This window comes from Syntrophales bacterium, from assembly GCA_035363115.1.
In the GTDB taxonomy this organism is placed as follows: domain Bacteria; phylum Desulfobacterota; class Syntrophia; order Syntrophales; family PHBD01; genus PHBD01.
Genome location: DAOSEM010000004.1, coordinates 26,073 through 44,997, shown reverse-complemented (window position 1 = coordinate 44,997; position 18,925 = coordinate 26,073). Strand labels below are relative to the sequence as shown.

Sequence of the window (18,925 nt, the reverse complement as noted above, 5' to 3'; positions counted from 1 at the left end):
GAGGGTGCGGATCGGGCGGAATTCAGGGACGGGAACTGCGCAGGGTCTGGCCCGGAGGCGATGCCGGGGAATCGGGACACGGCCCGGGGGAACGCTTAACGGCCGGGCTTTCGGCCGACGTGAAGGCAGGTCACGCCGAGGGTCAGGGAGTGGTATTCCACCGCCTCCAGGCCGGCGCTTCGCATCATGTCGGAAAAGATGCGCGGCGGGGGAAAGGCCACGATGGACTCGGACAGGTACTGGTAAGCCTCCCGGTTGCCCGACAGGGCGCCGGCGAGGCGGGGCAGGATCCCGCAGAGATAGAACCGGTAGCAGGGACGGACGACGGGGATCTCCGGCAGGTGCATCTCCAGGACCATGACCTGTCCGCCCGGGACGACCACCCGGGCCATCTCCCGGAGGGCACCGAGCCGGTCGGGCATGTTGCGGATGCCGAAGGCCACGGCGGCGACGTCGAAAGACCCGTCGGCAAAGGGCAGGTTCAGGGCGTCTCCCAGGAGCAGCCGGATCCGCCCGGCCCCGCTGACCTTGTGCCGGGCGCCCTCGATCATCCCGGGGACGAAATCCAGGCCTGTTGCCTGGATCTCCCGGTGGTGCCGCACCGCCTCGACGGCCAGGTCGGCCGTCCCCGTGGCCACATCGAGGAATCGCCGGGTCCGGGGAAAGCGCATCCGGCGGACAGTGAAGCGCCGCCAGGCCACGTCGCGGCGGAGGCTCAGCAGGCGGTTCAGGAAATCGTAGCGACCCTCGATGTCCCCGAACATCTCCCGGACCCGCGAAACCCGCTCCGGATCCGGGGCGGCGAGAATCGGCACGTCCCGTTTCATACGGCCTCCCGGGTGCAAGCCGTTTGCACCGTCGGCCCGGAGGGTTCGATGCCCCGGGGGGATGCAGCGAGTGCCTTTATGAAGCTGCCGGGACGGGATTCGCTCCCCGTCCCGGCGGCCTTGCATTTCGATTCAGGCATAAACAAGTGCACCATGGATGTTCTCGTGCCGGGCAGTGCTCCGGCACGGGCGGGCGGCCCGGTTTACGGGCATCCGCCGCAGGTCAGTGCGCCGTTGCAATTGGCGATGTCGCCCTCGCAGGACGACCAGCTGCTCAGAACCGTGCCGTTCCACTTGCCCTTCTTGGTCTTGCAGACAGCCTGCAGTCGTGACGCGTTCCACGAGATGTTCTTGCACGACCTGCGAAAGCTTCCCTTGGCGGTACAGGTCAGTTTGCTGCGGGTGTTGGTCACGCTGCCGGATTCGCACATACCGTAATAGATCGAGGTTCCGGAATAATTATTCTTGTAGCTGCACTGGCATACAAGCTCCTGGCCGTCGTCCGTGCAGTCCTTGCAGGTCTTGCTGTAGCTTCCTCCGGGCAGCGCCTGGGCCGGCACGGCCAGTACGAGGCCGGCGAGGACAACAATGGCGATTGCCGTCCAGAATGTACTTCCCCACATCCTACGCTCCGCTTTGCAACCCTTCATAACAGTCTCCTTTCTCCTGAGTGGGATATGAATCCCCGGCTTACCCGGAGTGTTGCCTTCACGATGTGCGGCTTTCCCTGCATCAATTCCCGATCTGCCGTTGTCGACGACAGAAGGTGCGGGACGCGACTTGGGAGCCATGCATCTTCTTCACATCCCTCCGTGTCTCAGCGGGGTCAGTGCAGGCGCCGTCCGCTGCCCGGATGCTCCTCGTACTGGGCCGTCAGGGCGTTGTAGTAGGCGGTCAGGTGTTCCATGAATTCGTTGAATTCGTCCTTCGATCGGAACTCCACCTGGCCGAAGAATGTCTGGAAGGCGGCGGTAAAGCTCCGGCTCCGGGACTTGCTGGTGGTCGCCCGGACGATCTCCAGGGCCTTGCGCTTGATGAGGGGAAACAGGTCCGCCTGTCCCCGGTCCGCAAGAAACCGGCGCAGCGCCGTCTCCTCCGCCCTCTCCTGGCTTACGAAGCTCCGGGCCTGCCGGCGCGTCTGGGCCAGGTCGTCCTCCTGCAGGAGCCGGTCGCGCTCCCGCTCCGCCCAGGGAAGGTGGCACTGCTCGAAAAGGCCGCCGGATCCGCAGGGACAGGGTTCCTTCAGGCCGATCCGGTCCATGTTCTCCAGGAGCCAGTCCTCCCAGTCGCGCTGGCGGAACATGGCCTCATGGACCGCCCAGTGCCGCTCCCGTTCCCGGATGGCTTCGGAATCGTAAAAATCCTCCAGGCTCCTGCGGGAGGCCGGCGGATTGGGCCTGTCCTCGAAATACGACTCCAGGTCTTCCCAGGTGACCGTCTCCAGGTCCGCCTCGCCCCGCTCGTAGTAGTGCCGGAACAGGGTCTTCAGGTCGCGCCGCCCGGCCTGGGCGAAATCGGCCATCAGGTTCGTCCGGATGACATAATCCCCGGCGGTTTCCATGAGGAGTTCCAGGAGAAACGCCTCGATTCCCTCCCGGAAGTCGATGCGGTCGTGCCAGATGTTCCACAACCCCAGTATCTCGTTGACCACGTAAGGCTCGCCGTGAGCCACGTTGGCCCGGATATGATCCCTCAGGCGCCCGATGACCGCCGAACCGAGGCGGGCATAACACTCGGGCAGGGCCTCGGCGATCCAGTCGATCTGCCGGTCCGCCGCAAACCCGGAGGCCTCCAGGAGGGCGTCGACGGACCGCAGGTCCCCCAGGATGCCCAGGAGATGAACGGCGTGGATCACGCCCCATCCCCGGCCGTCTTCCCAGTTGTAGTTCTCCTCGTGGAAAAGAACCTCGCACAGGAGCGGAAGCATCACTTCCTTCCTCTGCTTCACCTCGTTCAGGAAATCGACCCCCAGCCGGTCTTCCCCGGAGAAGATCTGCATGGCCAGCCGGCCGTCGTCCATGTCCTTGTACGCCATTTCCAACCTTTCGGAATCGCGCAAAAATTCGGATCTCCACGGGGAGTCCGCAGGGGGCATTATAGAGAGATATTTCGGTTTTGCAACCGGCCTGTGACCATTTCCCGGAGAAAAAAACATACGACCCGGCGGTACCTGTCGCCGCGCCGGCGAAACCGGGGACCCAGGGAAACCAAACCGCCGGCATCCGTTGCCGCGTCGGAGAAACCGTGATACCGGGACGGCAACTCTCTGAAAGACGCCGCCGCAACCGGACCGGATACGGCGCTGCGAGCCCCGGCGGACGGTTTCGCATGACCCTTCCGATGATCTTCCCCATGGTCCTTCTTGACAGGGGCCTTCGTCTGGCCGATCATTCGCGGCGCAATCCGGATCATTCACGAAAGAAAGGCAGAAACGACCGATGCCGGAAACAGGAATGAAACAGACGGATTATCTCATCAAGGCCGTCAGTCCATCGCTCTTCACCGCTGCGCGCTATCCCGACCTGATCGTCGCTCTTCTGATCGCCAACCTCCTGTCGCCGAAACTCTGGGAGATGGCCGGCCGGATCCGTTCCGGCGGGGGCGGCCCGGGCGGGGCCGGGCCGTCCATGAAGAAGCTCCACACATTCGTGAACAGGAATTTTTACCACACCAAATCGATCGAATTCTTGCGGATCTGGGGACTTTACGAGCGCGAGGCGATCACGGACCCCGACGAGCTGTTCTCCAGCGACCGGGCCATGTCCATCATGAAGAAGGGAATGGAGGCCATCCAGGACCCGGCCTTCGATCTCCTGAAAAGACTGATCGACAACGGCGCCGCCCCCCGCTTCGTCTACCCCACCGTGGACATCATCCTGGCGTACGGCCGGTTTCTGAAGGACATGAAGACCCATCCGCTGGGCATGACCTCCTGCCTCGACGAGTGCGTGCTCATCGCCTCCCTGGCCCTGGCCTCCGGCTTCTGCAGGATGGAGGACATCGTCTTCGTGGGCTCTCCGCTGCACTACACGCTCTATCTGTTCCCGGACGACGAGGGATACATGTTCAACGCCAAACGGGAGTTTTTCAGCAGGCCGGCGTGGCTCGAACTCTCGGGAGGCGACCCGGAACGCTCTCGCCGCATGTTCCTCGAAAGGCTCTCCATCTGCGACCGGATCATCACACCCTTCGGGTACTGCGTGTTCCCGGACGGCCCCTCGACAATCACCCCCGGACGCATGGCGGAGGCGGCGGAGCGGATCGCCCGCTTTCTCTCCGCGTGCCCGGCGGAGATATCCCTGGCGCTGGAGACCTCCCGGCGGGAGGGAGCCCACGGCGCCGGCGGCGCGGAGTGCATCGAGGACGCGCTGCCGACGGGGCACAAGGCCGTCGAGGCCGCGGTTCTAAACGGGACGGCGGACCGCGACGTCTCCGTCCTGGACGCGGCGCTGTACGCCTTCCGGCACCCCCGCGTCAGGAAGCCTGCGCTGTACAGGGAAGCGGCCATGAGGGGATTCAAGTCCTTCATCCTGTCCGGCGGCGTCTCCGGCATCGAAGACGCGCGGGAGATCGCCGACGGCATCGCCGGCCGGGAATCCATTTACGGCCCCACCTCCCGCCTCGCCATGCCCGATGAAGTCCTGGCCTTCGGTACGGCAGACGAAGAGGAGAGGAACCTGCTTGTGGAAACGCTCCTCCGGCACTCCCGGTCCAGACCATAGGCCGCGGTTCCGCTTCTCATTTTCACATTGCATAGACGGTGTGATCCATTTACATACTCTATGATTCGCACGTCATTCAGGGGGAGGAAAATAGTGAACGACCAGCCATCCATCTGGGAGCGGATCCGTGTTCCGTTTGTTTCCTGGAACGGTACGTCCGACTACAAGGAGACGTTCTTTCAGGAGCTCAACGATCAGTGCGGCAAGATTGTATTCATCGTCTCCCTGATTGCCGTCTTCGCCCTGCTCCCCTATATCCCCATCGACCGGCAGCTCCACCCGGACAAGCCGCTCATGATTGCACTCCGGATCGGCTTTTCGGTGGTGGGCCTGACCGTCCTGATCCTGCAGAGCATCAGGCGATTCCAGCCCTACAGCCTGCTTTTCATCATCGTCATCAGCGGCTATCTCGAGATCGCAACGGCGGCGATCACCGGCCTGTCCAAGGCCGACCCGGCCTATCTCGGCGGCTATCTTCTCGTCACCACGCTGCTGGCCCTCATCCCGATTCCCCGGCGGGCGGCCTGGTCGATCCTCGCTGTATCGGTCATGGTTTTTTTCGGCACCTGCTTCGCCAAGGGGATGTATTTCGACTCCGTCCGCTCGCGCTACAGCTTGAACGACCTCCTGGTCGCGATCGTGGTTGTGGCGTTCTTCATTTTTCTCCTGGACCGGCTGCGGTTCAACAGCTGGGAAAAATCGAAGAAGATCTGGCAGCAGAACCAGGCACTCCGGGAAAGCGAGGAGTTCTCAACCCGGCTCATCGCGGCCATCCCCGACGTCGTGATCCGCACGAACATCCAGGGCGAGGTTCTCTACATCAACGAGAAAGGCCTCGAAGTAAGCGGGTACAAAAGAGAGGAGATCGTCGGACAGAACATGCTCTCCTTCGTCGCCACCGAGGATCTCGAAGCGGCGATTCAGAACACGATCCTCATGATGGAGGGCCCCCTCGGGCCGAAGGAATACCACCTGATCCTGGAAAGGGGCAGGAAGTCTCTGTACGAGGTGAACGGAAGCGTCCTCGAGCAGCAAGACGGCACTCCCTATGGCATGGTCTACATCATCCGCGACATCAGCGAGCGCAAGCGGGCGGAAGAAGCCCTGCGCGAGAGCGAAGAGAAACTCCGGCGGGTCGTTGAAACGATCCCTCACGTCCTGTCGATCTGGGACATGAATCTAAAGAACACCTATGTGAGTCCCGCGGTCCTTCGAATGCTGGGATTTACACAGGAGGAGGCGGTGGCACTGTCGCTGAATCAATGGCTCACCCCGGAATCAATGGGATTTGCCATGAAAGCCTACGAGGAGGACCTGGCAAGGGGGCTGGCGACGGATTTCTCCGTCAATAACGTGCGAGTCCTGGAACTGGAGGCCTATCGCAAAGACGGCTCCATCATCCCGACAGAAAGCACGATCACGTTCCTGCGCGACGCAAAAGGCGCCCCGATCGGCATCGTCATGTTGACAACGGACATCACCGAGCGGAGGCAGGCGGAGGAGGAAAAGCAGCAGGCCGCCGAGGCGCTGCGCCGAAGCGAAGAGAAGTACCGGCTCCTGGCCGAAAACAGCGAGGACGTGATCTGGACCACCGACACGGCAATGCGTTTCACGTACGTCAGTCCCTCCATCCGGAAATTGCGCGGAATCACGGTCGAGGTGGCCCTGGCCGAGACGGTGGATCAGGCCATGACTCCGGAATCGCTGAATACGGTCCTCTCCACGTACAACCGTTTCCTTCCCGAGATCGAGCAGGGAAAGAATCCAACGGCGCGCATCGAGATCGAGCAGTACTGCGGGGACGGCTCCACCGTGTGGGTGGAGGCCTCCATGATGACCATGCGCGATGACGAAGGGCGCCTGATCGGCTATCTCGGCGTTTCCCGCGACATCACCGAGCGGAAGCGGGCGGAGGCAGAAAAACAGCAGGCCGCCGAGGCGCTGCGCCGAAGCGAGGAAAATTATAAATTCCTGGTGGAAAACACGAACGACATCATCTGGATCTTCGACCTGAAGGCCATGTGCTACACGTTCTGCTCGAACTCGGTGGAACGCACGCTCGGATACACCGCCGAGGAGTCGGTGGGCATGAAACTCGATAATGTCTTTACCCCGGAGACCACGGAGGCTGTGATGGCCTGCTTTGGGAGGGTCGCCGCGGGCAAGGAGCCTTCGGACCGGATCGTGATGGAGGCGGAGCACATCGCCAGGAACGGCGAACGGCTGTGGATGGAGATCAGCGCCGTCCTGAAACGGGACGAACAGGGCAGGCCCGTGGCCTTCAACGGTGTGACCCGCGACATCTCGGAACGAAAAAGGGCGGAGGCGGAGCGGGAGGCCGCCGCCGAGGCGCTCCGCCGGAGCGAGGAAAAGTACCGGCTCCTCACCGAGAACAGTGGTGACGTGATCTATACAACGGATACGAATCTCCGTATGACTTACATAAGTCCCGCGATTCAGAAACTGCGGGGTGTGACCCCCGAGGAGGCCATGGGGCAATCCTTTGCCGATGCCATGACACCGGAATCCCTGAACGTGCTCTTTGAGGACTATCTCCGGGTCCTTCCCGAAATCGAAAAGGGTAACAATCCCACGTCCCATCTTGAATTGGAGCAGTACAAAAAAGACGGTTCCACCTTCTGGGTAGATGTGACGTTGAGCCCCATGCGTGACGATGCAGGACGACTGACCGGTATTGTGGGTGTGTCCCGCGACATCTCGGAGAGGAAGCGGATGGAGGCGGAGCTGAAGGAGGCCGAGGAGAAATACCGGACCATCCTCGAAACCATGGACAGCGGTTACTACGAGGTCGACCTGAAAGGCAGCATGCGCTTCTGCAATCCGGCCCTGCGCAGATTCCTGGGGTACGATGAAGAGGAGGTGCTCGCCGGACTCCCGTTCAGCGCCTACATGGACGAAGACGAAGTCCGGCATATCTACGGGATTTTCCATGAAGTCTACGTGAGCGGCAAGCCCTCCGGAGACTTCTACTGGCGGCTCACCCGGAAAGACGGGGCCAGTGCCTACTCGGCCGCCTCCGCCTATCCGATGCGGGACGCACAGGGAAGCATCACCGGCTTCCGCGGTACTGTCCGGGACATCACCATCATCCAGGAGGCCAAGGATGCAGCCGACGCGGCAAGCCGCTCCAAGAGTGCGTTCCTGGCGAACATGTCCCACGAGATCCGGACACCCATGAACGCCATCCTCGGCTTCGCCCAGCTCATGGAGCGGGACCCGGAACTCTCGCCGCAGTCCCGGGAACACCTGGATGTTATCAACCGCAGCGGCGAACACCTGCTTGCGCTCATCAACGACATCCTGGAGATGTCGAAGATCGAGGCCGGGCGGGCTACCTTCACGCCGAACACCTTCGACCTGCACACATTCCTCCGGGACATCGAACGGATGTTCCGCATCCGGACAGATTCAAAAAAACTGACCTTCCTGCTGGAGGAGGTCGGGCCTGTTCCCCGCTGGGCGGTAACGGACGAAGGGAAGCTCCGCCAGATCCTCATCAACCTCCTGGGAAACGCCGTGAAGTTCACCGAGGAGGGCGGCATCGCCCTGCGCGTGGCTGCCAGGGCCGGAAAGGGAGACAAGGTGGATCTCCTCTTCGAAGTGGAGGACACGGGGCCCGGCATGACCGAGGAGGAAAAAGGCATCCTCTTTCAGGCCTTCGAGCAGACCCGGACCGGGGTCAAGAGCGGCGGAACCGGCCTCGGACTGGCCCTGAGCCGGGGCTTTATCCAGGTCATGGGAGGATCCATCACGGTGACCAGCACCGTCGGCAGGGGAACAACCTTCCGCTTCGAGATCCCCATCCGGGAAGGAACGGAGGAGCAGGCGAAACCGAAGGAGGCAAAGCGCCGCGTCCTGCGTCTCAAGCCCGGTCAGGGCGAGATCCGTGTCCTTGTCGCCGACGACCGGGACACGAACCGCCAGCTTCTTTCCCGGCTGCTCGGCAACGTCGGATTCGCCACCCGGGAGGCCGTCAACGGGGAGGACGCCCTGCGGATGATCCGGGAGTGGAAGCCCCGGGTGGTCCTCATGGACATGACCATGCCCGTCATGGACGGTTACGAAGCCACGCGCGTCATCAAAGCAACGCCGGAACTGAAGGGCACGGCCGTCATCGCCGTCACGGCCAGCGCCTTCGAGGAGGACCGGCAGCGGATCTTCGCCGCCGGGGCCGACGGCTACCTGTCGAAGCCGTTCAAGGAAGAGGATCTGTTTGAAACCATCCGCCTGCTCACGGGAGCCGAATTCCTGTACGATGAAACCGGGGCGCCGGAAAGGGCACCCGACAGCGAGGAAGACTCCGCGCTGATGCAGCGGACCGTCTCCGCCCTCGCCCCGGAACTGGTCTCGCAGATGCGGAACGCGGTGGAGAGCGCCGACATGGACCTCTTGAACGAGCTGGTCGGACGAGTGGCGGAACATCCGGATTTCACCCGGTGGGTGCGGCAGATGGCCGCCCGCTATGAATATGAAGCATTGATCGAGCTTTTTTCACCTGGAGCATAATCCATGAAGAACGAAAGCAAAACGGATCCCGTCCAAGCCGATATCCTTGTTGTGGACGACGTGCCCGCCAACCTCACCCTCCTTGCCGGCATGCTCAAGGAGAAAGGCCACCGCGTGCGGCCCGTACCCAGCGGAAAACTCGCCCTCAAGGCCGTGGAGCACGAAAAACCCGACCTGATCCTCCTCGACATCACCATGCCGGAGATGGATGGTTTCGAGGTCTGCCGGAGGCTGAAACAGGATGTAAGGTTCCGGGACATCCCCGTTATTTTCATCAGCGCCCTCACGGAGACGCTCGACAAAGTGAAGGCCTTCGGCAGCGGCGGCGTCGATTACGTGACCAAGCCGTTCCAGTTTGAAGAGGTCGAGGCGCGGGTGGAGACCCACCTCAAGCTGCGGCGCTACCAGGCTCACCTGGAAGACCTTGTGGCGGAACAGGTTCAGGAGATCTCCGCCTCCCAGGTGTCGACGATCTTCGCCCTCTCCAAGCTGGCCGAGTCCAGGGACAGGGAGACGGGAAGGCACCTGGAGCGGGTCCAGACATTCTGCGGGATGCTGGCGGAAAAACTGGGCCGGCAAGAGCCGTACAACCGGGTGATCGACGAGGCATTCATCCATAACATCTTCAATGCCAGCCCGCTGCACGACATCGGCAAGGTCGCCAGCCCCGACCGGATCCTGCTGAAATCCGGCAAGCTGACCGAGGAAGAGTTCATCATCATGAAGGAGCATCCTGTCGTGGGTGCTGCAACCATGGAGTCGGTTCGCAACGTGTACCCCAGGAACACATTCATCAACATGGGGATCTCCATCGCGAGGAGCCACCATGAACGCTGGGACGGGAGAGGCTATCCCGACGGGCTCAAAGGAGAGGAGATCCCTCTGGCGGCCCGGATCATGGCCGTCGCGGATGTCTACGACGCGCTGCGCTCCTGCCGCTGTTACAAGGGACCTTGCACACGGGAGCAGGCACTCGGATTCATTGAGAAAGGCAGCGGCGTCCAGTTCGACCCCGTCGTGGTGGCCGCCTTCCTGGCGCTGGAGGAGGAATTCGACCGGATCGGACTGGAAATGGGGTACACAGGATAAGGCATCAACAGGCGCCGGGACCGGGAAGGGCCCGCCTGCCGGCAAAGAGATCCCTTCTTTACGGCCATTCGATGGATGCGCATATGGATTCGTCCTCGCAACGACACGATCGCTACGCAATCCTGAAGATCATCGGCATCTACATTTTCTTCGGCGTGCTGTGGATATATTTCTCGGACACCGTCCTCGCCTGGCTGGTCCGCGATGCAAACGTGATGACGTATGTCCAGATATCAAAGGGCATCCTGTTCATCCTGATCACGGCGTCTCTGCTCTATGTTCTCATCCACACGTATATGGATCGATTGATGAGGATGAACCGGACGCTCCAGGAGAGGGAGATCCTGCTGCACAGCATCGCGACCAATATACCCGGCGTCGCATACCAGTTCGTTGCCACGGACGCAGGAGGCTGCAACGTCAACTACGTCAGTGAGAAATTGACGGAGACCTTCGGGTTGTCCACGGAGATCGACGCCTTCTTCCCGATGTTCGCCGATCACGTCGTGGAGGAGGACCGCAACCGATTCCTGACCTCACTCCGGGAGGCGGTGGTTTCCGGGACCCCCTGGCGGTTCGAGGGCCGGTTTGTCAAGCCGGACGGGGACCCCCTCTGGTTCCAGGCAATCGCCACACCGAAAAAGGAAGGCCCGTCGATTCTCTATCACGGCGTCCTGTTGGACATTACGGAGCGGAAGAGAGCGGAAGAAGACCTGCGGCGCCTGAATTTCGCCATCGAGCGGGCCGCGGAAAGCGTCCTGATTACCGACCCGGACGGGGTCATCCAGTACGTGAATCCGGCCTTCGAGAAAGTCACCGGATACAGCCGCAGCGAGGCCATCGGCAGGACTCCGTCGCTCCTGAAGAGCGGCGTCCAGGATCATTCCTTTTACGAGAATCTCTGGAAGACCCTCAAGGGCGGCATGATCTGGAGCGGACGCATGACGAACCGGCGGAAGGACGGGAAACTGATCCAGGCGGATTCGACCATCAGTCCGCTGGTGACCTCCGCGGGGGTACTGACGGGCTACATTTCCCTCAACCGGGATATCACCGAGGCGGTCAAACTCGAGACGATGCTCCGGCAGGCCCAGAAGATGGAGGCCATCGGCACACTGGCCGGGGGCATCGCGCATGATTTCAACAATATCCTCTCGGCGATGATAGGCTATGCGGAACTGGCGCGGTTCAGGACGACGGACCCGCAGATCCAGCCCTATCTCGAACAGATCCTGAAGGCCTGCGACCGCTCCCGGGACCTGGTCAAGCAGATCCTGACCTTCAGCCGCCGGCGGGAGCAGGAGATGAAGCCGATGGTCGTCACCCCTGTCGTCAAGGAAGTCCTGCAGCTGCTTCGGTCGTCCATTCCCTCGACCGTCGAAATCCGCACGTCATTCGAAACTCACCACGACACCGTCCTGGCCGATCCCACCCAGATCCACCAGGTGCTGATGAACCTCTGTACCAATGCCGTGCACGCCATGCGGGACAGGGAGGGTGTCCTGGAGGTGCGACTCGGCCGGCAGCTACTCACCGCGCAAAGCCCGGTTTTCGATCCGGGATTGAAAGAAGGTCCCTATCTGAAGATGGTGGTGAGCGACACCGGGGAAGGGATCGATCCGTCTGTCCGGGACAAGATTTTCGATCCTTTCTTCACAACCAAGGCGTCCGGCGAAGGGACAGGGCTGGGATTGTCCGTCGTGTACGGCATCATCAAGGACCACGGTGGGATGATCCACGTGGAAAGCGAGCCCGGGAAAGGAACCACTTTTACGATTCACCTGCCCCTGCTCGATGCCGCGACGGAATGGGAAGGGCCGGAGATGGCCCTGATTCCCGAGGGGAGCGGGCACATTCTGTATGTCGACGACGAGGAGCCCATCGCCTCCCTGGGGCGGGAGATGCTCACGTCCCTCGGCTATGACGTGGCCATCCGACTGAGCAGCATCGACGCCCTGGAGGCGTTCCGTGCAAACCCTCGGGACTACGACCTGGTGATCACGGACATGACGATGCCCAACATGACCGGCGCACGCCTGGCCGAGGAGATGCTGAAGATCCGGCCCGATCTCCCGATCATCCTGACCACCGGATTCAGCGAGCGGATGGACAAGGAGGCGGCGCAGAAACTCGGCTGCCGGGATTTCCTGATGAAGCCCGTCTCCCTGGGCGACCTCGCCCGGGCCGTGAAGAGAGCCCTGGGACAGGAATCGGAACCGGCGGAACGCTGACCGGTGCCGCGAACCAATCTTGAAGGGAATGACATGAGACAAAAGAACCTCGGGCGAAACATCCTGCGCGAGCCCCCGGCGGATTACGGGCAGGTCGTCATGATCTATGAATCTCCCGAGGGCGTCCGTGTGGACGTGAAACTGGAGCGGGAAACAATTTGGCTCACACAGAGACAGATGTCCGAGCTGTTTCAAACAGAGCGTAGCGTTATCACAAAGCACCTGGGCAATATATTCATATCACGTGAATTATTGAAAGATTCAGTATGTGCATTTTTTGCACATACTGCCAGAGACGGCAAAACTTACGAGAGCACATTCTACAACCTCGATGCCGTCATTTCCGTCGGCTACCGCGTCAATTCAAAGAGCGGCACCCAGTTCCGCATCTGGACAGATCCATACTCCCCAACAACAAACATGCAACAGACGAATATTCCGCCCTGTTCTGCCTCTTGACATCCCGGCTCATCTGGGCCAGCATGCCGACCCGAAAACAACCGGTTGGGTAAATCTTCACATGGATCGAAACGACATGCTCAAATAACCCTGCCTTCCTGATGGTGGGGTTTTTTATTTTCATCGCGATTCCAAACAGATTGAGGATGGTTATGGGTGAGGGAAAAAAAAACGGAGGACAGACCATCGACGAAAGAAAGGATCCGTGCCCGCAGGAGACGGCCGTCAGTGATAAGGCGCTTTCGACCGGGAACACGGTGCAGGAGTTTCGTATAGAGCTGTTCCAGCAATACAGAAGCACCATCGACCGGGCCAACGAGGCGGTTTTCATCCTTCAGGACAGCCGCTTCGTCTTCGTCAATCAAAAGCTGGCCGGTCTCCTGGGAGTTCCCGCGGAGAAGCTGGAAGGCGGGTCCTTTCCGGACTTTGTCTGGCCCGTGGACCGAGAGCTCATCGTAACGAACTACGGGAAACGGTTGAGGAGGGAGCCGGTTCCCGACTCGTACGAGTTCCGGATTGTCGGTGCCGGCGGCCGGCTCACCTGGGTCTCCCTTTCGGCGACCGTCCTGATGCGCCGGGGGGACCGCACGGCAATTCTGTACCTGATTAACGACATCACGGAGCGCAGGCAGGCGGAAGAAGCGCTCCGGCAGTCGGAATCCCGGTTCCGGATGCTGTTCGAAAACTCGGGAACGGCGATCATCGTGGTGGAGGATGACACGACCATCAGCCTCGCCAATACGGAGTTCGAAAAGCTGTCCGGCTGTCCGAAGGGCGAAACGGAAGGGAAGAGGAACTGGACGGAATTCGTCGTGCCGGAGGACCGGGAGAGAATGATCGAGCAGCACCGCCTGCGCCGGGAAGATGCCGAAAACGCATCGAAATATTACGAATTCCGCTTCTCCGACGCGTTCGGCCGCGTCCGGGACATCGCCCTGAAAGCAGATCTGATCCCCGGCACGACCCAGACCATTGCCTCGCTTCTGGACATCACGGAGCGCAGGCAGGCGGAAAAGGCGCTGAAGGAGAGCGAGCAAAGATACCGGGCCCTGATGGAAAGCACCTCCGCGGGCATCTATCTCATCCAGGGCAACGCTTTTATCTATGTCAACCAGGCCTTCGAGGCCATCACCGGCTACACGTTGACCGAACTGGAGGGCCTCCCCTTCTGGCAATTCATCCACCCGGATTTCCGGGAAATGGTTCGGGGCCGGGGCACCCGGCGCCTGGAGGGCAAAGAGCCGTCGGAACGGTATGAATTCAAGATCATCCGGAAGGATGGGCGGGAGAAGTGGATCGAGCTGTCCGCCGCGTCCATCGACCTGTCTGACAGGCCGACGATCATGGGGTCCATGTTCGACATCACCGACCGCAAGCATGCGGAGGAGGCGCTCCGGGAAAGCGAGGCGCGCTTTCGCGACTTGAGCGAGAACGCCCCGGACATCATCTACACCCTGGACATGACGGGGGCCGTCACATACGCCAATCCCGCCTGGAAGCGAATCCTGGGACACGATGTCCAGGAGCTGCAGGGTCGATACTTCACGGATTTCGCACGGGAGGACGACCGGCGAACGTACCGGAAGCTGTTCCGGGGGATCCGGGATAAAAACAGGGTCGTCAGCAACCACATCGGCGCCATGCTGACCCGGGACGGGATGGAGCGTATCTTCAACATGAACAGCAGCTTTCTTCGCGATGCGGATGGACGCGTCATCGGCGTCGTGGGTATGATGAAGGACGTCACGGAACTGCTGGACATGGAGAAGAAGCTCGGCCAGGCCCAGAAGATGGAGGCCATCGGGACCCTGGCCGGCGGCATCGCCCACGATTTCAACAATCTGCTCATGGGCATCCAGGGATATGCTTCCCTGACCCTGCTGGACCTGGAGCCGTCGCATCCACATTACGACCGGCTCAAGCGGATCGAGGAACAGGTGAAGAGCGGGACGGACCTGACGAAGCAGCTCCTCGGCCTCGCCCGGGGCGGGAAATATGAAGTGAAGCCCTCCGACATGAACGAAATCCTCGCCGGAACGTCTTCCCTCTTCGGGAGGACGAAAAAGGAAATCTCCATTTACCGGAACCTCGCCGAGGATCTCCGGGCCGTGGAGGTCGACCGGGGACAGATGGAGCAGGTGTTCATGAACCTCTACGTGAACGCCTGGCAGGCCATGCCTGCGGGCGGGGACATCGACCTGGAGACGGCGAATGTCGTCCTGGGCGAGGAGGATACGGCGCCCTACGACGCCAGACCGGGCCGATACGTGAAGATCCGCGTCTCCGACACGGGGATCGGAATGGACCGGAAGATCCTCGAGCGGATCTTCGACCCCTTCTTCACGACGAAGGCCATCGGGCGGGGTACGGGACTTGGACTGGCCATGGTGTACGGCATCGTGAAGGGGCATGGGGGCATCATCCAGGTGGACAGCCGGCCCGGCCGGGGATCGACATTCACCATCTATCTGCCGGCGACGGAAAAAGCGGTCGTCCGGAGCCGGGAGGAAAGCGAAACGATCATCGGAGGCCATGAAACGATCCTGCTGGTCGACGACGAGCAGACGGTGGCCGAGGTCACCCGGGAGCTTCTCGTTTCCCTGGGATACCGGGTCTACGTGGCCGGAAGCGGCCAGGACGCCATTGCCGTGTACATGGTAAAGAAGGAGAAGATCGACCTGGTGATCCTCGACATGGTCATGCCGGGGATCTCGGGGGGAGAGACCTTCGACCGCCTCCGGGAGATCAATCCGGCGGTCCGGGTCATCCTTTCCAGCGGATACAGCATCAACGGCCAGGCCCAGGATATCATGGACCGCGGCTGCAGCGGGTTCCTGCAGAAGCCTTTCCGCATCGAGCAGCTCTCCGCCAAGGTCCGGGCGGCCCTGGACTGAGGCCGGCCTGCCCGGAACCCGGCGGCGGCTTTGCCGGAGCGCTTCCGGTCAGTTCGCCGCCGGAGGCGGGACGAAGCGTTGAACCCGGTTCCGCCCGCTCTCCTTGGCCTCGTACAGGGCGGAATCGGCGGCACGGATCAGGGACTGGATCGAGTCGGCGTCGTCCGGGAAGGTCGCCAGGCCGATGCTGATGGTGAACGGATCCGGATACCCCTCCACCTTGCTTCCCGCCACGGCGGTACGGATTCGCTCCCCGAAAACCATTCCGCCCTCCCCGCCGGTCTCCGGGAGGATGACGACGAACTCCTCCCCGCCGAACCGGGCCGGGATATCGCTTTCCCGGGCGTGAGCCTTGAGCAGGGCCGCCACGGCCTGCAGAACCTTGTCGCCCATCTGGTGGCCGTACGTGTCGTTCACGCTCTTGAAGTGATCCAGGTCGCACATGGCCAGCGTGAGGCGGTGGCCGTACCGCCTGGCGCGCCGGAATTCCGAATCCAGCTTCACGTTGAAGTAGCGCCGGATGTAGAGCCCCGTCAGCTCGTCGGTGATCGCCATCTCGTAGAGGGAGGTGTTGTTGATCGCCACGGCCGCCTGGTTGCCGAGGGCGTTGAGCAGCTCCAGGTCTTCCGCCGTGAAGATCCCCTCGCTTCGCTTGTTGGTGATGTTGATGACCCCGATGGCCTCGTCCGCGACGACCAGCGGGATGCACAGGATCGATTCGACGTTGGATTCCCGGTTTTCCAGGTATCGCTCGTCTTTGTCCGCCGCGTTGACGATGATCGCTTCCCTCGTCTCGAAGACCTTGCCGGCGATGCCCTCGCCGACGGCGAAGGTCCGGCAGCTCATCAGGCCCGAATTGATGGCCTCCTCCGTTTTCTTGTCTGGGAGTCCATTGACGACATGGATCACCAGCCGCCGGGTCTGCTGATCGAAGAGCATCAGCGATCCCTTCTGGGCCTCGGTGGTCTCGATGGCCTGCTGCAGGATGAACTTCAGCAGGTTCTTCAGGTCGCCGATGTGGTTCATGGCCCGGCCGATGTTGTACAGGATGGACAGGTTCTTGACCGTCTTGTTCAGCTCGACCATGCTCGCTTCGCTCTTCTCATAGAGCCTGGCGGTGATGATGCTGACCGCGGCCTGCTCGGCCAGGATGTTCAGGAACTCGAGGTCGTCGTCCGTGTAGGAACCGGTATACCTCTTCGTGCCGACGCTGAGCAGCCCCACCACCTTTCCGCGGTGGACCAGGGGAACGAAATACCGGCTCGAGAGTCCCGACAGCCGATATTTTTCGAACGGAACCGCGAAGCGGGGCTCCCCCAGGCTGTCGACCGTGGCAAAGGGCTGCCCCTGCCGAAGCGCCTGCCAGAGCAGCCCCTCATCCGCCGGAAACGAGAAATCCGCCGCCAGATCCGCCGCCAGGCCGAAGCCCTGTACCATTTCGAACCGGGTCCCCTCATCGTTCATGATGAACAGGGCATAGGTCGAAAGACCGAAGCGCTCCTGCACGATGCTGACAAATACGTTGTAGAGCTCCCGTGCGCCCAGCAGGTTGTCGAAGGCCTTGCCCGCCTGCAGGAGGCTGGACAGGTCGAACAGCTTGCGCTCCAGCTGAACCAGTTTCTGATCGAGTCGATCCATAGGCCTCCCGATTTCCTCCCCTGCCTGTGCCTTCCAATGATCCCGTTGCCGCCGTTTTCGGCGGAACACCCCCGCCGGAATCGGAACAGCCGCACGCCGCCTCAGCGGAAGAGCGGATCGACGGACGGACGGAAAGCGTCCGTCGTCAGTCCTTTCCCCGCAGGCGCTTTCTCAGGTACTCGCTGAAATCCTCATATCGCCCGCTCATTTCATGAGGCTCACCCGTCCGTGAATCCAGGTCCCGCATGCTCGGGGGCAGCTCCGGGTCGATGCCCAGGATTGCCCTTACCTCTTCGGGGAACTTGGCGGGGTGGGCGGTCTCCAGGGAGACGCAGAGGGGGAAGTCGCCGTGCCGCTCCAGCCAAGTCTCCAGTCCCTTCCAGCCCACGGCTCCGTGGGGCTCCAGGACGACCCTGAAGGTGTCGTAGACCCGGCGGATGGTCCGGCGGGTTTCGTCGTCGGAGACGGACACGGAAAAGATTCGCCGCTGCATCTCGTCCCGGTCGGGCCGCTTCCATACGCGGCCGCCCCGGTCGACGGTACCGCCGTAGAGGTCGAAGAAGCGCGCCAGGTTGCTCGGATGCCCCACGTTCATGGCGTTGGACAGGCAGGCCCGGGACGGCGAAATCTTCGCGTAGACGCCGGTTTCAAGGAAACGCGGGAACTCGTCGTTCTCGTTGGTGGGCATGACCAGGGCGCGGACGGGCAGGCCCATCCGGCGGGCGTACTCGCACCCCAGGGCGTCTCCGAAGTTGCCCGAGGGAACGGAATAGACGATCTCTTCGCCCGGCTCCGCCAACTGGGCGCAGGCATATACGTAATAGACGATCTGCGGCAGGATGCGGCCGAAGTTGATGGAGTTGGCCGAGGTCAGGTTCATCCCCATGAGCCCGGGATCGGCAAAGGCCTGCTTCACCAGGTCCTGGCAGTCGTCGAACTTGCCCTCCACTGAGACCGCCTGGACGTTCTGCCCGATGGTGTCGAGCTGCTTCTTCTGGCGCCCGCTTACCTCGCCCCGGGGATAGAGGATCGTCACGGCGATGCCCGGGACGCCCCGGTAGGCGTCGCCCACGGCGCTTCCCGTGTCGCCCGAGGTGGCCACCAGGATGTTCAGGCGGCTGCCGGGATCCCGGAAGTGGCTCATGAGGCGGGCCATCATGCGGGCGGCGAAGTCCTTGAACGAGGCGGTGGGGCCCCGGTCGAGGCGCATCACGTACTTGCGGTCGGTTATCGGCTCCAGCGGGACCTCGTAGTCATAGGCGTCTTTGACAATCCGCCGGAGTTCGTCCTTCCCGATCTCGTCCCGCAGGAATGCCCAGCCCACGAGCAGGGCGGCCTCCGTATAGGGTCTGCCCTTCAGGGCCCGGATCTCTTCGGGCTTCAGGGCCGGGATCCGGTCGGGCATGAAGAGCCCCTCGTCGGGGGCCTGGCCCTGGAGGAGGGCCTCCCGGAAGGACACCTTTCCCTTGAAGGGGACGATCCCCGGCGCCTGGTCCAGGTTCCGGTTGGTGCTGTAGTACAGGATCCGCTCAGCCACG

General features: G+C 62.0%; 11 protein-coding genes. 6 read left to right on the top strand and 5 right to left on the bottom strand.

The features are described 5' to 3' along the window. Positions 1 to 95: 95 nt before the first annotated feature. The 3 genes from PLO63_09980 to PLO63_09970 all read right to left on the bottom strand — a co-directional run bounded on the left by PLO63_09980 (position 96) and on the right by PLO63_09970 (position 2,862). Positions 96 to 827, bottom strand: coding sequence for a ubiquinone/menaquinone biosynthesis methyltransferase (locus tag PLO63_09980; protein ID HOI74463.1), 732 nt, complete (start codon positions 825 to 827; stop codon positions 96 to 98). Positions 828 to 1,030: 203 nt separating this feature from the next. Further along, positions 1,031 to 1,450 carry a hypothetical protein gene (locus tag PLO63_09975; GenBank protein ID HOI74462.1) on the bottom strand — a complete coding sequence of 140 codons (420 nt, stop codon included), beginning with the start codon at positions 1,448 to 1,450 and terminating at the stop codon, positions 1,031 to 1,033. Between the two features lie 203 nt (positions 1,451 to 1,653). Further along, positions 1,654 to 2,862, bottom strand: a complete 1,209-nt coding sequence (locus PLO63_09970) for an SEC-C domain-containing protein (GenBank protein HOI74461.1) — start codon at positions 2,860 to 2,862, stop codon at positions 1,654 to 1,656. 418 nt (positions 2,863 to 3,280) lie between these two features. On the opposite strand from PLO63_09970, the gene PLO63_09965 reads away from it, so the two are divergent. The 6 genes from PLO63_09965 (at position 3,281) to PLO63_09940 (ending at position 15,749) form a co-directional block, all read left to right on the top strand. Then, complete coding sequence (locus PLO63_09965; GenBank protein ID HOI74460.1) at positions 3,281 to 4,549, top strand: hypothetical protein; 1,269 nt, start codon at positions 3,281 to 3,283, stop codon at positions 4,547 to 4,549. A 93-nt stretch (positions 4,550 to 4,642) separates the two neighbouring features. Then, the gene (locus tag PLO63_09960; protein ID HOI74459.1) at positions 4,643 to 9,076 is read left to right on the top strand and encodes a PAS domain S-box protein; all 4,434 of its coding nucleotides are present in this window, start codon (positions 4,643 to 4,645) and stop codon (positions 9,074 to 9,076) included. Between the two features lie 3 nt (positions 9,077 to 9,079). Continuing rightward, positions 9,080 to 10,165, top strand: a complete 1,086-nt coding sequence (locus PLO63_09955; GenBank protein ID HOI74458.1) for a response regulator — start codon at positions 9,080 to 9,082, stop codon at positions 10,163 to 10,165. An 83-nt stretch (positions 10,166 to 10,248) separates the two neighbouring features. Beyond that, complete coding sequence (locus PLO63_09950; GenBank protein HOI74457.1) at positions 10,249 to 12,396, top strand: PAS domain S-box protein; 2,148 nt, start codon at positions 10,249 to 10,251, stop codon at positions 12,394 to 12,396. A gap of 33 nt (positions 12,397 to 12,429) precedes the next feature. After that, the gene (rhuM, locus tag PLO63_09945) at positions 12,430 to 12,855 is read left to right on the top strand and encodes a RhuM family protein (GenBank protein HOI74456.1); all 426 of its coding nucleotides are present in this window, start codon (positions 12,430 to 12,432) and stop codon (positions 12,853 to 12,855) included. A 152-nt stretch (positions 12,856 to 13,007) separates the two neighbouring features. Further along, entirely contained in the window at positions 13,008 to 15,749 is a 2,742-nt protein-coding gene (locus PLO63_09940) for a PAS domain S-box protein (protein ID HOI74455.1), read from the top strand. Between the two features lie 48 nt (positions 15,750 to 15,797). On the opposite strand, the gene PLO63_09935 is transcribed toward PLO63_09940, so the two are convergent. Both PLO63_09935 and thrC read right to left on the bottom strand, forming a co-directional pair. Further along, entirely contained in the window at positions 15,798 to 17,387 is a 1,590-nt protein-coding gene (locus tag PLO63_09935) for a diguanylate cyclase (protein HOI74454.1), read from the bottom strand. Between the two features lie 145 nt (positions 17,388 to 17,532). Continuing rightward, positions 17,533 to 18,924 (bottom strand): threonine synthase, encoded by a 1,392-nt coding sequence (gene thrC, locus PLO63_09930; protein HOI74453.1) that lies wholly within the window; start codon positions 18,922 to 18,924, stop codon positions 17,533 to 17,535. Position 18,925: the final 1 nt, after the last annotated feature.